The following is a 14,483-nucleotide window of genomic DNA, read 5'->3' as shown; positions in this document are numbered from 1 at the left end:
TCCTGCCCTCACGGATAAATAGTTTCCCTTTTAATAAACAGTTATCACCATAATGATAATAATTAGCACTCTATGTTCCATAAGAGAAAAAACAATTTAATTAAAATAGTTAAATAAAGGACTAGTATTATAAATAGACGGGTAATAACATCACACAGCAATGCTCTCTCTGGGACTAATGTTCAAGATATAAATATCAGACAGGTTTACATTACTATCAGGCATATCACCTGAGAATTGGATGAAAACCATAAAGAAATATCTATTATGGTTTTAACATTTGTTGATAAGGATAGTAACATGAACAAGACAAAAGGTGCACTCATCTTCAGCCTTTCATTTTTTCTTGCCGCATGTAGTTCGATTCCGCAAAATATCAAAGGCAATAACCAACCTGATATTCAAAAAAGTTTTGTTGCTGTTCATAACCAACCAAATTTGTATGTTGGTCAACAGGCACGCTTTGGCGGTAAGGTTATCAACGTTATTAACGGCAAAACAGATACGTTGTTAGAAATCGCCGTATTACCGCTGGATAGCTATGCCAAACCTGAAATTGAAGCCAACTATCAGGGTCGCCTGCTCGCCAGACAAAATGGCTTCCTTGACCCAGTGAACTACCGTAACCACTTTGTCACCGTTCTCGGCACGATTCAGGGCGAACAGCCTGGTTTTATCAATAAAGTCCCGTATAACTTCGTTGACGTGAATGTACAGGGGATTCAGGTGTGGCATTTGAGAGAAGTGGTCAACACCACCTACAACCTGTGGGATTACGGCTACGGCGCATTCTGGCCAGAACCCGGCTGGGGCGCACCTTATTACACCAATGCGGTTAGCCAGGTAACGCCAGAACTGGTGAAATAATTTAGTTTAAAGATGCAGATATTTTCCAAATATCTGCATCTTTAATATGAATATTAATATACAACTATAATTATAAGTCCTGCCCTGTTTATTACCTTTGGCAACCTGATTATGAAGTTAATGCTCGCAACAGGAGTCGGTTATGTTTCTTATAATTACCAAAGACATCATGTTTTTCACCGCAATGAAAAATATTTTGAGTAAGGGTAATGTCGTTCATATACAGAACGAAGAAGAGATTGACTTAACGTTGCATCAGAGTGCTTTGGTGATTATTGATACATTAATGAATAATGTATTCCACTCATCAATGCTCAACAAAATTGAACGTCTGCAACCTGTCCATGTCATTGTTTTCTCGCCGTTTAATATTAAACGCTGTCTGGGGAAAGTCCCGGTAACTTTTGTTCAGAGAAATATTACGATTATTGACTTTGTCGCGCTGCTCAATGGCAGTTACTGTTCTGCGCCAGAAGCGGATGTGTCACTCTCGCGCAAACAGCATCAGGTTCTGACCTGCATTGCAAATCAAATGACGACAGAAGATATTCTGGGAAAACTAAAAATCTCATTAAAAACATTCTACTGCCATAAACACAATATTATGATGATCCTCAACCTCAGGCGGATCAACGAACTGGTACGGCATCAACATATTGATTATCTGGTCTGAATTCTCCAGCCGATATTTATAAAGAGGCCCGGCGACAGCCAGACCTCCGGACAATGACGCGTTACGCAGCAACGCCTTCTTGCGTCAGTGCCGCAATCTGTTTACGCCATTGCGCTTGCTCTTGTTCGCCTTCTGTACGTTGACCATAAAGTTGCGCAATCTGCGTACCATCATGGGCAAACAATTCCAGGCTGGTCACGTAGCCATCGCTGGTCGGTTTACGGGTAACCCAGGTTTCAGCGATGCTCTCTTCTAATAGATGAAGAGTAAATGTTGGGTTGAAAATATTCAGCCAGCCTTTCATTGGCACCACTTTTTCTACCACACCCGTGAAAATTTGTACGCAGCCACGGTTGCCAACAAACACCATGATCTCATTGCCATCTCGCTGGGCGGATTCCAGAATCTGCGCCAGCGCACTATTGGCGACTTTGCAGGCCAGATCGTCTGCCACCAGTTTAAACGCCTGTTGGCGCGTCAGGTTATGCCGCTTGAGCAGCGTAAAAAACTGATGAACATCCGTCATCGCACGCCACTCTTGCTCTACAGCACTGGCATCGACGTTGCTATGCGCAGCAGGTGCATCAACCGTTGTTAACTCAAGCGGCGTATTTTCCTCGACAATAAAACGCGCCAGAAGCTCGCTCCATGCCGCCATATCGGTATTGTCGGTGGCATAAACTTTCAGTAACGCATCGCCCTGATGATCAAAGAACTGAACACTCTGACGTTCGCCGCGAGCCGTGGTTTCTTTTATATGGAAAACACTGGCCCACTGGTTGAGAAACAGACGCAGATCCAGCGCGCGCGGATTGAGTATTAATCCGGCATGGCCGTTCAAATGCTGGTTGGTAAATGCCCCAACTTGCTCATGAACAGCATATTCATTACGACAGATACATTTGGTTTCGCCAACGCTTTCCAGCGCCGCGAGAATTTCACGAATATCGCCGCGCATCCGCCACGCATCGTGCGTGACACGGGCAAATGCCAGTTCTGCTTCGCTGATATTCATTAAACCTGCGATGTCACGCGCGTACTTTCCGGGATTTTGTTCTTTTAACTCAAGCCAGCGTGTGTAGTGGTTCATTGTCTCTCTTCCTTCCAGATAAATGCCCCGAAATATCGGGGCTGATGATTACCATTGATAACTCACGAAAATTTTTCCGTTACGACCATCCTGCGGGATACCCTGCGGTGACCAGTACTCTTTATCGAAGGCGTTGCCCAGTACCAGAGTGGTGGTCATGCCTTTGAGCGCCTGCTGTCCTTGATAACTAACGTAGAAATCATTCACGCCGTAGCCTGGTTGTTTGCTGTAACTGCTGCTGACATGTGTTGAGCGATCGGCAAACGTACCAACCCAGCCGACAGAGAAGCCACTGTGGGCGATCGGAATATTCAGGGTGCTGGTAACGGTATCCGGGTTAATGCTGGAGATATATTCTCCGGTATCGGTGTCTTTGCCGCGGGTACGGTTATAGGCCACATCAAGGCTAAACAGGTCAGTGGTATATTTCGTCATTACATCCCAACCCCAGATTTTGGCGTTCGGGACGTTATAAGACATGGTTGTCGCCGCCGCGAAATCGACGGTTGTGGAGATGTAATCCTTCGCTTTGGTATCAAAGTAGCTGGCTTTAAATTCCAGGGCATCATTGGACAACATCAGGTCATCAAAACGCAGCCCAAAGCCGTATTCCTGAGTTTCGTTGGTTTCCGGACGTAAGTTCGGGTTCGGCACCCAATAGTTGGTATAGAAGCGACCAATCGAGAAGTGCTTAGAATCGTTGTACATTTCACCCATCGTCGGCGCGCGGAATGCCTGGGCATACGAACCAAATAACATTAACCAGTTGGTCGGGTTGATAGTCATCCCCGCGCGAGACGACCATTTGTCGGCATCAACATCTTTGTAACCATCACTGCTGCCGCGATAGCTGTCATAGCGGGTTCCGCCGAGCAGGGTAATCGGCAGATCGCGTAAGGTGATCTCATCCTGTAGCCAGCCGGAGCTGAAATCGATTTTCGCTTGCGGGAAGCCCGTTGTCGCACCGCCCGGATGCTGTTCCTGACGATAATACTCACCGCCATATGTCAGCAGGTGAGAAGCAAAACTATCGGCAAACAGCGTGGAGCGGTTCTCCAGTTTGGCACCTTTTGTTGTCTGTTCACGATATTCGCCGGAACTCCCCGTGTTCTGGGCATTAATACGGACTTCCGACCAGTAAACTTTTGCATCGGCATTTAACCAGTCGTTGCCCACTGGCGCGAGTTTATAAGCAAGTTGCGCATCACGTTGAATCGTTGAACGATCAACCATCGGATTACTGCTGTCAGAAGCTTCAACGGTCTGCGGATTTTTTGGTTCGCGCGCGTCGTTATTGTAATAACGCACTAATCCACTCAGAGCCTGGGCAGAATCAATTTGCCAGGTCCCTTTCGCCAACATGTTATTAATGGCCTCATCATTCGGCGCGGTTTCGCCATTGCTCTGGCGTAAATCACCACGATCGCGGCTGGACCAGGCCACAATACCATCCAGATTTTCCGTTCGCCCAAAAGCACTCGCGCCTAACCCCAGGCTATGATCTCCCGTGCCGCCAGTGCCAAAGACACGAAAACCGCTGCTTTGTCCTTCCTGCAATAAATCTTTTGCATCGACCGTATCGTAGGAGATAACCCCTCCCAATGCGCCACTGCCATACAGTAATGCCGAAGGTCCACGGACAATCTCAACACGTTTGATCAGCGCCGGATCGAGGAAAGTCCCATTCAGGTGCCCGGTATCGGTTCCCTGACGAACACCATCAACAAGGATCAACACACCGCGATGGTCATAGCCACGCATATTCACATCCTGTCCATTTGTACGCCCAGTACCATCAAGGGTAATCCCTGGAACATGACGCAGTAGATCGGTGGCTGACGTAGCCGTTTGGTTTTCAGGGGCGGAAGTGTCGATAACGCTGACCATCATTGGCGCTTCGAAGGAACTGCGTGCATTCCCTGTTGCCGTAACGGTCATGGTTTCAGTAGCAAAAGCAATCGTCGGCAAGCTGGCAGAAACAGCCAAAGCCAACAAACTCAAGCGCAACGAGGTAAATTGCGGACGTGACATAGCGATTCTCCATGAGGAAAATAAAAAATGCTGGCTGCCTGGGTAAAAACCGGGGTGGCTGGCGAAAAATAAATTTATTTGTGATTCAACGCGATAGTATTAGCCGGGTGAGTTAATTGGCGTTTATATCCCGTGAAATTACCTGGTATTTCTGACCATTGCGCAAAAGCACGCCCTCTTTGTCAGGCAAAGTGGTACACCACGTCTGAAGTGAAGAGTGCTGTGCGTTATCCTTCGCAAAAGCTATGATTTTGTTATCCATATAGTCATATTTTGTTAAAGCCAAGCGTGATAATGAGAATTATTATCGATCAATTTTTTATGATCAAGCTTTTTTTTAACCGCTATTAGCACAATAAACAGGGGGTTATGACATCTATCTTGTCTCCTGGAAACCATCCTGTTCTTGTGGTAATTCCTCACGGCGTCATCACGAAGCTTTGTCGTTAACGGCAATAATTTCCCCATCTCTTCGCTCTGTAAGCCGCAATATCCCTGAGATCTCCGCTTTTTCCCGCCCTGAAATTTAGTCGGCAACAATAACGTTAGCTGACGAAGCATCTTGATAAAAATCAAAAATAAATACGCTTGTAACACCTTGTGTATTGAATCGATGGTTGTGTTTCATATATAACTCAAATGATAATCATGATCATTCTCAATTTGATACGAGTTCTCATATGATGCCAAGGATCACCAACAGGCTGTTTCTTTTTTCCCCACTAACGTTATGTATTTCAGTTATGGCCTCCACCGCGAAGACCACTGTAAAACGTATCCCCATGAAAAAACTGTTTACGGCAGTGTTGGCACTTAGCTGGGCCTTTAGTGCAACGGCTGCCGAACGCATTGTGGTCGCAGGAGGATCACTGACGGAGCTGATCTACGCGATGGGCGCTGGCGACCGCGTGGTTGGTGTCGATGAAACGACATCTTATCCACCAGAAACCGCCAAACTGCCGCATATTGGCTACTGGAAACAGCTAAGCAGCGAAGGCATTTTGTCACTTCGCCCGGATAGCGTAATTACCTGGCAGGATGCAGGACCGCAAATTGTGCTCGACCAGCTACGGGCGCAAAAGGTCAATGTCGTCACTCTGCCGCGTGTACCCGCCACCCTTGAGCAGATGTACGCCAACATTCATCAACTGGCAAAAACGTTACAGGTTCCTGAACAAGGTGACGCGCTGGTGACACAAATTAATCAACGCCTGGAGCGAGTACAGCAAAGCGTGGCGGCAAAAAAAGCCCCGGTTAAAGCGATGTTTATTCTCTCTGCTGGCGGCAGTGCGCCACAGGTTGCCGGTAAAGGCAGCGTCGCAGACGCCATTTTGTCGCTTGCCGGAGCAGAAAATGTCGCTACCCACCAGCAATACAAAAGCTACAGCGCGGAATCGCTGATTGCGGCTAACCCTGAAGTGATTGTCGTAACCTCACAAATGGTCGATGGCGATATTAATCGTCTGCGTTCTATTGCCGGAATTACCCACACTGCCGCCTGGAAGAACCAGCGTATTATCACCGTTGATCAAAACCTGATTCTGGGAATGGGCCCGCGTATTGCTGATGTCGTTGAGTCGTTACACCAGCAACTTTGGCCGCAATAAATGGATTTGAATCAGACATATGAATACGAATACTACGTTAGATCTCAAGCCACATTTTGCTTTAGACGGTGCGCAGCCATTTAAAGACAGACGCGCCATGATGCCATTTCGCGGGGCTATTCCGGTCGCCAAAGAGCAACTGGCGCAAACCTGGCAAGCGATGATCAACCAAACAGCAACACCACGTAAACGACTGGTTTATCTGCACATTCCATTTTGTGCGACACACTGCACGTTTTGCGGTTTTTATCAGAATCGTTTTAATGAAGATGCGTGTGCTCATTATACCGACGCCCTGATTCGAGAAATCGAACTGGAGTCAGACAACGTATTGCATCAGTCCGCGCCCATCCATGCGGTCTATTTCGGTGGCGGTACGCCTTCCGCGCTTTCGGCACGCGATTTGGCCAGAATCATCACCACATTACGAGAAAAGCTGCCATTGGCACCTGATTGCGAAATCACGATTGAAGGCCGGGTGCTGAATTTTGACGCTGACCGAATCGACGCTTGCCTTGATGCGGGAGCAAACCGCTTCTCGATTGGCATTCAGTCATTTAACAGCAAAATCCGCAAGAAGATGGCACGCACCTCAGATGGCCCAACTGCCATTGCGTTTATGGAAAGCCTGGTCAAACGCGACCGTGCTGCGGTGGTCTGCGACCTGCTGTTTGGCCTGCCTGGTCAGGATGCACAAACCTGGGGAGAAGATCTGGCTATTGCCCGTGATATCGGCCTCGACGGCGTCGATCTCTATGCGCTCAACGTCCTTCCCAACACGCCGCTGGGCAAAGCCGTGGAAAACGGGCGCACTACCGTGCCCTCTCCGGCAGAACGTCGCGATCTTTACCTGCAAGGATGTGATTTTATGGAAGACGCGGGCTGGCGCTGCATCAGTAACAGCCACTGGGGCCGCACCACACGCGAACGCAATCTCTATAACTTGCTGATTAAGCAAGGTGCCGATTGTCTGGCCTTTGGTTCCGGCGCAGGCGGTTCGATTAATGGTTACTCCTGGATGAACGAACGCAATCTTCAGACCTGGCATGAATCCGTCGCGGCAGGCAAAAAACCGTTGATGATGCTCATGCGTAACGCCGAACGTAACGCGCAGTGGCGTCATACCTTGCAGTCGGGTATTGAAACGGCGCGTGTACCGCTGGACGAACTTACGCCACATGCCGAAAAACTCGCACCGTTACTGGCTCAGTGGCACCAAAAAGGCTTAAGCCGCGATGCTTCAACTTGCCTGCGGTTGACCAATGAAGGTCGTTTCTGGGCAAGCAACATTTTGCAGTCTCTTAATGAGCTAATTCAGATACTTAATGCGCCAGCGATTGCGCTTGAAAAACCATAACAGGAGTGACTTATGAGCCATGTCTCGTTACAGGAATTTTTGAAAACGGAGCCAGACGGTACGCTGGAGGCCATTGCCGAACAATACAATACCTCACTGCTGGAAGTGGTGAAAAACCTCCCCTCCCCGACAATCGTGCCAGGCGATAAATTCGATACTGTCTGGGATACCGTCTGCGAATGGGGCAAGGTCACCACGCTGGTGCATACCGCTGATGTGATCCTCGAATTTAGCGGCGAACTACCTTCCGGTTTCCATCGCCACGGCTATTTCAACCTGCGCGGAAAACAGGGCATGTCCGGGCATATCAAAGCAGAAAACTGCACGCATATTGCCTTGATCGAACGTAAATTTATGGGCATGGATACCGCCTCTATTCTCTTTTTCAATAAAGAAGGCAACGCCATGCTGAAAATTTTCCTCGGTCGGAATGAGCATCGTCAGCTCCTGAGTGAACAAGTCAGCGCCTTCCATACTCTGGCGGCATCTCTGAAGGAACACGCCTGATGACGCCCTGGCTACTCTTTGGCGCAGGCGGAAAGGGGGTTGGAGCCAGAACGCTCGAACTGGCACTGGCGGAACAACGTCCGGTCGTCGCTGTCGTTCGTCATGCCGATGCCGCCACGAGGCTGGCGCAACAAGGCGTACAGGTTTTTACTGGTGACGCTTGTGACGCCAGCATAGTCGCAGCCGCCTGTCGCGCTGCGGGTCCGGATGCGCTTGTCATCTCATCAATGGGTGGCGCACAGGATTATCTGGCGCACAGAACAGTGATTGATGAAGCCGAAAAAGCAGACATCAGACGCATGATTCTGGTGACTTCTTTGGGATGCGGCGATAGCTGGCCGTTCTTATCGGAGCGGGCAAAAGCCGCGTTTGGTCAGGCGGTACGGGAAAAAACACTGGCGGAAAGCTGGCTACAAACCAGCCGGCTTGACTACGCCATTCTCCGCCCTGGCGGACTGCTTGACGGCGCAGCAACAGGCAAAGCACAACGGATACAAAATCAGGAGTGTCATGGTTTTGTCCGCCGTGCCGATGTTGCCGCACACATTCATGAACTGGCAAACGCGCCAGCACTCAATAAGCAGATCTACAGTCTGATTGAACCGGGCCTGAAACCGGCGTAATCCCATGCGGCGCAGGCTCTCCGCGCCGCAACGTCATAACGGAGTTTTACGTGCTCAAGGATTCATTTTCTTCCGCCAGTGTCTTTATGGGGCTATCACTATTATTGCTTGCCCTGGTGCTGTTCGGTGCCAGTCAGGGAGCGTTAAAAATCAGCTTTAGCGCCCTTCTTGATGAGGAATACCGCGATATCTGGCTGAATATTCGCCTGCCACGCGTTTTACTGGCAGTGCTGGTAGGCGCAGCGTTGGCAACCGCTGGGGTAATTATGCAGGGGCTTTTTCGCAACCCCATGGCTGACCCAGGATTGCTCGGCGTCAGTAGCGGTTCAGCATTAATGGTTGGCGTGGCAATTGTCCTGCCCTTTTCCTTCCCTGTGGTGCTGGTGCTCTATGAGCAAATGGTGTTTGCCATCGCCGGAAGTTTAGTGGTCTGCACCGTCATTTTTCTCATCACACAGCGCCATCGCGATGGCAGCATGATGCAATTGTTACTCGCCGGGATCGCCATCAACGCCCTGTGCGGTGCGGCGATCGGCATACTGAGCTATATAGGCGATGAGCAGCAGCTACGACAACTCACGTTGTGGATGATGGGCAATCTCGGTCAGGCGCAATGGCCGACATTATTGGTCGCCAGTTCATTCATTCTGCCAGCCATTATGGCAACAACCTGTCTCGCCGGGACGCTGAATTTGCTGCAACTTGGTGATGAAGAAGCCCATTACCTCGGCGTGAACGTAAAGCGTAAACGCCAACAATTACTGTTGATTAGCTCGCTGCTGGTTGGTGCTGCGGTATCGGTAAGCGGCATTATCGGTTTTATTGGCCTGGTGATCCCGCATCTGATTCGCATGACGACCGGGGCGAATCACCGCTGGCTAATCCCTTGCTCTGCCCTCGCCGGAGCCTGTTTGTTACTGATGGCAGACACACTTGCCCGCACGCTGGTACAGCCAGCAGAAATGCCCGTAGGATTATTAACCAGTCTGCTTGGTGGGCCTTATTTTATGTGGTTGATTCTGCGTAACCGGAGGATCGCATGATCAGCGCCAAAAACCTGGTTTATAGCCTTCATGGGCGACGTCTGACTGACAATGTCTCGCTGACTTTTCCCGGCGGAGAAATTGTTGCCATTCTCGGCCCTAACGGTGCGGGAAAATCCACGCTGCTTCGCCAGCTAACCGGCTATCTTCAACCTGATAGCGGCGAATGCCGGTTGTTTAATAAGCCATTAAATGAATGGTCAATTACCGAACTGGCGAAACACCGGGCCGTGATGCGTCAGAATAGCCATATGGCATTTCCATTCAGCGTACAAGAAGTGATCCAGATGGGGCGACATCCTTATCGTACCGGTAATCAGGATGATGAAACGGCACAAATACTGGCGTTATGTGACTGTCAGTCGTTAGCTAACCGCGACTACCGGCAATTATCCGGCGGCGAACAACAGCGTGTGCAATTGGCTCGCCTGCTGGTGCAACTCTGGGAAGCAATACCCTCGCCAAAATGGTTATTTCTTGATGAACCAACTTCGGCGTTGGATATTCACCATCAACAACATCTATTTCGTTTATTACGTCAGTTAGTTCGAGAACGGCAATTTAACGTCTGCTGCGTATTGCACGATCTTAATCTTGCTGCCCGTTATGCTGACCGTGTCGTATTAATGCAAAAAGGCAGAGTTGTCGCAAATGGCAAACCGCAAGATGTGTTGACGCAGCAGGCGCTAACTACGCTCTACGGCGCGGATATTACAGTATTAAGCGATCCCGCCAATCATTCGCCACTGATCGTCCTCGATCATTAAATACGACGGGAGTGCCAGTCTGGTACTCCTGTCGAATTAACTATTATGAACATCAGCTAATTGAAACACCTTTCACCCCTGCCATTCCTTTTAGTAATCGCAACAGGTCTTCTATCGGCGTCGTAGCATGAAGCTGGATATCAATAGCAACCACCTCATGATCTTCATTTTCCTGCAACGAAACTAAATCTGTTTTTATTTTTTTCTGCTTAAACCAGTCGAGCATCGACACTGTATTACCGTTCACCAACGTAAGCTGCAAATGATAATTTTTGCTCATCAGGCGGAAGGTTAATTGATGGAAGACTTCCAGCACCAATAAGGTCATTACAGAACCGTAAATCCCCAGTTCATACATGCCGCTGCCAATCACCATACCGATCGCTGCTGTTACCCAAATATCCGCAGCGGTAGTTAAACCGACAATATTTTGATTACGAACGAGGATGTTCCCCGCGCCGATAAACCCGACGCCAGTGACGACCTGAGCGGCAATACGGCTGGGATCAAGCCCGACATGGTCGAACGCCAGCACATCAGCAAAACCATATTTCGACACAATCATAAACAGCGCACTGCCCATACCAATCAAGACATGGGTACGTAAACCAGCACCTTTGCCGCGTATTTGCCTTTCTATGCCAATAGCACCACAAACAATTGCGGCCAGGATCAAACGAATAATGAATTCGCTAGTCATATAAAAACGCAAAAAGGAGCAGCAAGATGGCTCAACTTGCTACTCCTTTTTGCTTTATTCCTGTTAATTCGGCAGGACATTTGCCAATTTATCTTTGAAGGTATACAAATTTTTCTGCGGATTTTTCTTACAATATTCAATCACTTTAGGGATCTGAGTCAGGTCAGTTTCGTTTAAGGTTACAGTATCACCGCCTTTATAAACTGTTTCTTCATGCAGCATCCACCATGCAACAGGTGTCATTGCTTTTGGATTCAGGTCAATAAATTCCTGACAAGTCATATCCTTAGCAGATTCATTAGCAGCCAGTGCAGATTGCGCATTCACCAGTGACAGAGCTGCTACAGCGCCAACGAAAACAATGGCTTTACGTAGAGATGAAATATTCATTTTACAACCCATTCAATAAATAATTTACATATGAACAGGAGGATCACCTGCTTTTAACGCAAGGTATTCCGGCCTGTTCAATATTTAAGGAAATACGATGTAACGCATTCCCTTAATTACATATCTTTCTTGATTTTGTCCCATTCGCCTTTAACTTTATCTTTAAAGCTGGCTTTTTTATCCTGGGTACAAGCCTGAACGATAGCAGGCGTTACGGTTGCAATACCCTGAACATCTAAAACCGCATCTTCTGGTTTGTCTTTATTATTCAGAGCCTCAGCAAAACCGACTGCAGTCGGCTGGAAGGATTCGTCTACAGCCAGGAAATCTTCACAGGTCCAGGAGTTGACCGGTTTTTTATTGTCGGCTGCTTTTTGCGCATCGGCTGCATTGCTCACTACAGGCAGAAGAAGCAGACCACCTAGAATAACGCCTAATACTTTTTTCATCGTAATATCCTCAACTATAAAGTGAAAGAGCCGTCACGAATCAATTTCGACATTGAGGTTATAACCTGGTTTTCTGGGTATGTCATGTTGAGACAAAATATCAAAATCAGATATTTTTATTATAATACAATAGGTTACATAGTCATCAAGCACAGTAATTAGGAAATTTTTATTAAATCAACTGCATTCTCTGATGCATTTTTGGCATAGATTGATAGCAGGGGTTTTCCTTCTTAAATTTATAGGGTGGTTCTATGTTATATATAGATAAGGCAACAATTTTAAAATTTGATCTGGAGATGCTTAAAAAGCACCGCAGAGCGATCCAGTTTATTGCCGTGCTGCTGTTTATCGTCGGTTTGTTATGTATCAGTTTCCCGTTTGTTTCTGGCGACATTCTAAGCACAGTCGTTGGCGTATTATTAATCTGTTCGGGTATTGCGCTTATTGTTGGATTATTCAGCAACCGCAGTCATAATTTCTGGCCTGTATTATCGGGTTTCCTCGTGGCGATAGCCTATTTATTGATCGGCTATTTCTTCATCCGTGCACCAGAACTGGGGATTTTCGCCATTGCGGCGTTTATTGCAGGATTGTTCTGTGTCGCAGGGGTTATTCGCCTGATGAGTTGGTATCGCCAGCGCTCAATGAAAGGCAGTTGGTTACAACTCGTTATTGGCGTGCTGGATATCGTCATTGCCTGGATCTTCCTTGGCGCAACGCCAATGGTTTCTGTGACATTGGTGTCAACCCTGGTAGGGATCGAACTGATATTTAGCGCTGCCAGCCTGTTCAGCTTTGCTAGTTTGTTCGTAAAAAATAATAACTAGCAGACCTATCTCTGCTCCATTTTTTAGCCAGGATCATAGTTACGTATAATAACTATGATCCTGGCAATATTCACATCACCGCATTACTCCTTTGATAAATTACGTACTATTGTTGAAATAACTATCACACAACGATTAAACCAACCATTTGAAAGTTTTATATTTTTCTTTATTTTGCAGCAAATTAGCCATTTCAAACATTATCATGGCTGATATTTTTCGTTGTCAGGTTTAATGTTTTAGAAGTGCTGTGAGAAAGTGAACTGAAGGTTCCATAAACGTCGATACTATGGGTACAGTCTGGGGTTTGTTTTTGCACTATCAATGCACTAAAAGAAAGCTGGCAATCCAATTGCCAGCTTAAATAGAAACAAGGAGACTCAATATTTAAATCGGATTACGCTTTAACTTTAGTAATATTCTTCAGAGATCACAAACGGATAAATTATAACTTATTCTTGGGTAGATTCCTGCAAACTGTTAATATTCTGTTTACTAATCACAAATTGATAACAACCAGGAATATTACCTAGGATCAATATATGGAGTACGTAATGGATAAATCTGAAGTTTTGATTAGTGTTAATAGACGTATTAGTTCACGAAGGGCAAAGTTCTTATAGGCGTTTACTATATTGAACACCATATTCGGACATGGATGTAAATAATGAAAAGGACAACATGTTCGAAACGATAACGGCTAAGGAGCAAGTTATGATTTTTCTCATGACGAAGGATTCTTTTCTTTTACAGGGCTTTTTGCAGTTGAAAGATAATCACGAAATGATAAAAATCAACTCCCTGTCAGAGATAAAAAGCATAGGCAACAAACCATTCAAGGTGATCATTGATACCTATCATAATCATATCCTTGATGAAGAAGCGATTAAGTTTCTTGAGAAATTAGATGCCGAAAGAATCATTGTTCTGGCACCTTATCACATCAGTAAACTTAAAAGTCAGTCACCTATTTATTTTATCAGCCGCAAAGAAAGCATTAACACTCTGCTTGATATTACCTATGGAAAACACTTGCCCCATAAGAATTCTCAATTATGTTTCTCGCATAATCAATTCAAAATCATGCAACTGATTCTGAAAAATAAAAATGAAAGTAATATCACGTCAACACTGAATATTTCTCAACAAACATTAAAGATCCAGAAATTCAATATCATGTACAAGCTGAAACTTAGACGTATGAGCGACATCGTGACTCTGGGGATCTCTTCTTATTTCTAAATAAGGAGTCGATGTGGCCCAGCGATAATTGCCTGAAATTAATGGCTGGCATGACGAGGGATGCAAATGCTGACTCCATTACTCCCGGTGATAACCAAAGGAGAAGCAAAAACGAGCTTATTCCCCTGGTATGTGTATCCACCAGTAGAAACCTTCGTTGCCCGGATGCAGGCAGAGACTGTCGGCAGAACGGCAACATTTTTTTTGCCATTCGCGTCACTATATTGGTCGCTCTGCCTACATGCTCCCTCGCTGGCTTACAACCCCATGGCTTGCATTATGCCGCTGGTCTGTAAATCCCTCATAC

General features: G+C 46.8%; 15 protein-coding genes. 10 read left to right on the top strand and 5 right to left on the bottom strand.

Annotated features, from left to right (window positions below; all coding sequences use genetic code 11):
• The first annotated feature begins 300 nt into the window (after positions 1–300).
• Together slp and ESM_RS0122280 are read left to right on the top strand one after the other, a co-directional pair.
• A complete protein-coding gene (slp, locus tag ESM_RS0122285) occupies positions 301–867 on the top strand; it encodes an outer membrane lipoprotein Slp (RefSeq protein ID WP_001044202.1) in 567 nt (188 codons plus the stop codon).
• A 142-nt stretch (positions 868–1,009) separates the two neighbouring features.
• Entirely contained in the window at positions 1,010–1,540 is a 531-nt protein-coding gene (locus tag ESM_RS0122280) for a helix-turn-helix domain-containing protein (RefSeq protein ID WP_000478606.1), read from the top strand.
• Between the two features lie 61 nt (positions 1,541–1,601).
• On the opposite strand, the gene chuS is transcribed toward ESM_RS0122280, so the two are convergent.
• Positions 1,602–2,630 carry a hematinate-forming heme oxygenase ChuS gene (gene chuS / locus ESM_RS0122275; protein ID WP_001017197.1) on the bottom strand — a complete coding sequence of 343 codons (1,029 nt, stop codon included), beginning with the start codon at positions 2,628–2,630 and terminating at the stop codon, positions 1,602–1,604.
• Positions 2,631–2,678: 48 nt separating this feature from the next.
• Entirely contained in the window at positions 2,679–4,568 is a 1,890-nt protein-coding gene (gene chuA, locus ESM_RS0122270) for a TonB-dependent heme/hemoglobin receptor ChuA/ShuA (protein WP_306173772.1), read from the bottom strand.
• 776 nt (positions 4,569–5,344) lie between these two features.
• Here chuA and shuT point away from each other — a divergent pair.
• From shuT to ESM_RS0122230, 6 genes are read left to right on the top strand one after another with little or no spacing between them, the layout of a single operon-like run.
• On the top strand, positions 5,345–6,268 hold the full coding sequence (gene shuT, locus ESM_RS0122255; RefSeq protein ID WP_010381027.1) for a heme ABC transporter substrate-binding protein ShuT: 924 nt from the start codon (positions 5,345–5,347) through the stop codon (positions 6,266–6,268).
• 19 nt (positions 6,269–6,287) lie between these two features.
• Complete coding sequence (gene hutW, locus ESM_RS0122250) at positions 6,288–7,625, top strand: heme anaerobic degradation radical SAM methyltransferase ChuW/HutW (RefSeq protein ID WP_001095703.1); 1,338 nt, start codon at positions 6,288–6,290, stop codon at positions 7,623–7,625.
• A gap of 12 nt (positions 7,626–7,637) precedes the next feature.
• On the top strand, positions 7,638–8,132 hold the full coding sequence (gene hutX / locus ESM_RS0122245) for a heme utilization cystosolic carrier protein HutX (RefSeq protein ID WP_000020030.1): 495 nt from the start codon (positions 7,638–7,640) through the stop codon (positions 8,130–8,132).
• Positions 8,132–8,755, top strand: a complete 624-nt coding sequence (gene chuY / locus ESM_RS0122240) for an anaerobilin reductase (RefSeq protein WP_000189366.1) — start codon at positions 8,132–8,134, stop codon at positions 8,753–8,755. Before hutX ends, chuY begins: the two co-directional genes overlap by 1 nt.
• Positions 8,756–8,805: 50 nt before the next feature.
• Entirely contained in the window at positions 8,806–9,798 is a 993-nt protein-coding gene (gene shuU, locus ESM_RS0122235; RefSeq protein ID WP_000910396.1) for a heme ABC transporter permease ShuU/ChuU, read from the top strand.
• A complete protein-coding gene (locus ESM_RS0122230; RefSeq protein WP_000622221.1) occupies positions 9,795–10,565 on the top strand; it encodes a heme ABC transporter ATP-binding protein in 771 nt (256 codons plus the stop codon). Before shuU ends, ESM_RS0122230 begins: the two co-directional genes overlap by 4 nt.
• Before the next feature lie 52 nt (positions 10,566–10,617).
• Here ESM_RS0122230 and ESM_RS0122225 read toward each other — a convergent pair whose 3' ends face one another.
• The 3 genes from ESM_RS0122225 to hdeA all read right to left on the bottom strand — a co-directional run bounded on the left by ESM_RS0122225 (position 10,618) and on the right by hdeA (position 12,104).
• Positions 10,618–11,265: an MgtC/SapB family protein gene (locus ESM_RS0122225; RefSeq protein WP_010381017.1), complete on the bottom strand. Its 648-nt coding sequence runs from the start codon at positions 11,263–11,265 to the stop codon at positions 10,618–10,620.
• 63 nt (positions 11,266–11,328) lie between these two features.
• On the bottom strand, positions 11,329–11,655 hold the full coding sequence (hdeB, locus tag ESM_RS0122220; protein ID WP_001517295.1) for an acid-activated periplasmic chaperone HdeB: 327 nt from the start codon (positions 11,653–11,655) through the stop codon (positions 11,329–11,331).
• Between the two features lie 116 nt (positions 11,656–11,771).
• Positions 11,772–12,104 (bottom strand): acid-activated periplasmic chaperone HdeA, encoded by a 333-nt coding sequence (gene hdeA / locus ESM_RS0122215; protein ID WP_000756548.1) that lies wholly within the window; start codon positions 12,102–12,104, stop codon positions 11,772–11,774.
• Positions 12,105–12,358: 254 nt separating this feature from the next.
• Between hdeA and hdeD the strand changes: the two genes are divergently transcribed.
• The gene (gene hdeD / locus ESM_RS0122210; RefSeq protein ID WP_000965682.1) at positions 12,359–12,934 is read left to right on the top strand and encodes an acid-resistance protein HdeD; all 576 of its coding nucleotides are present in this window, start codon (positions 12,359–12,361) and stop codon (positions 12,932–12,934) included.
• A 714-nt stretch (positions 12,935–13,648) separates the two neighbouring features.
• Positions 13,649–14,176: an acid resistance transcriptional activator GadE gene (gadE, locus tag ESM_RS0122205; protein WP_000576682.1), complete on the top strand. Its 528-nt coding sequence runs from the start codon at positions 13,649–13,651 to the stop codon at positions 14,174–14,176.
• The last annotated feature ends 307 nt before the right edge of the window (positions 14,177–14,483 follow it).

Origin of the sequence: Escherichia sp. TW09308 (assembly GCF_000208565.1) — a bacterium.
GTDB lineage: Bacteria > Pseudomonadota > Gammaproteobacteria > Enterobacterales > Enterobacteriaceae > Escherichia > Escherichia marmotae.
The sequence above is the reverse complement of the archived record's forward strand: the minus strand, read 5'-3'. Positions and strand labels throughout refer to the sequence as shown.

Bases quoted from the DNA above. Each gene is read 5' to 3' on its own strand.
- slp (WP_001044202.1), top strand. From the start codon at position 301: ATGAACAAGACAAAAGGTGCACTCATCTTCAGCCTTTCATTTTTTCTT.
- ESM_RS0122280 (WP_000478606.1), top strand. From the start codon at position 1,010: ATGTTTCTTATAATTACCAAAGACATCATGTTTTTCACCGCAATGAAA.
- chuS (WP_001017197.1), bottom strand. From the start codon at position 2,630: ATGAACCACTACACACGCTGGCTTGAGTTAAAAGAACAAAATCCCGGA.
- chuA (WP_306173772.1), bottom strand. From the start codon at position 4,568: ATGACCGTTACGGCAACAGGGAATGCACGCAGTTCCTTCGAAGCGCCA.
- shuT (WP_010381027.1), top strand. From the start codon at position 5,345: ATGCCAAGGATCACCAACAGGCTGTTTCTTTTTTCCCCACTAACGTTA.
- hutW (WP_001095703.1), top strand. From the start codon at position 6,288: ATGAATACGAATACTACGTTAGATCTCAAGCCACATTTTGCTTTAGAC.
- hutX (WP_000020030.1), top strand. From the start codon at position 7,638: ATGAGCCATGTCTCGTTACAGGAATTTTTGAAAACGGAGCCAGACGGT.
- chuY (WP_000189366.1), top strand. From the start codon at position 8,132: ATGACGCCCTGGCTACTCTTTGGCGCAGGCGGAAAGGGGGTTGGAGCC.
- ESM_RS0122230 (WP_000622221.1), top strand. From the start codon at position 9,795: ATGATCAGCGCCAAAAACCTGGTTTATAGCCTTCATGGGCGACGTCTG.
- ESM_RS0122225 (WP_010381017.1), bottom strand. From the start codon at position 11,265: ATGACTAGCGAATTCATTATTCGTTTGATCCTGGCCGCAATTGTTTGT.
- hdeB (WP_001517295.1), bottom strand. From the start codon at position 11,655: ATGAATATTTCATCTCTACGTAAAGCCATTGTTTTCGTTGGCGCTGTA.
- hdeA (WP_000756548.1), bottom strand. From the start codon at position 12,104: ATGAAAAAAGTATTAGGCGTTATTCTAGGTGGTCTGCTTCTTCTGCCT.
- hdeD (WP_000965682.1), top strand. From the start codon at position 12,359: ATGTTATATATAGATAAGGCAACAATTTTAAAATTTGATCTGGAGATG.
- gadE (WP_000576682.1), top strand. From the start codon at position 13,649: ATGATTTTTCTCATGACGAAGGATTCTTTTCTTTTACAGGGCTTTTTG.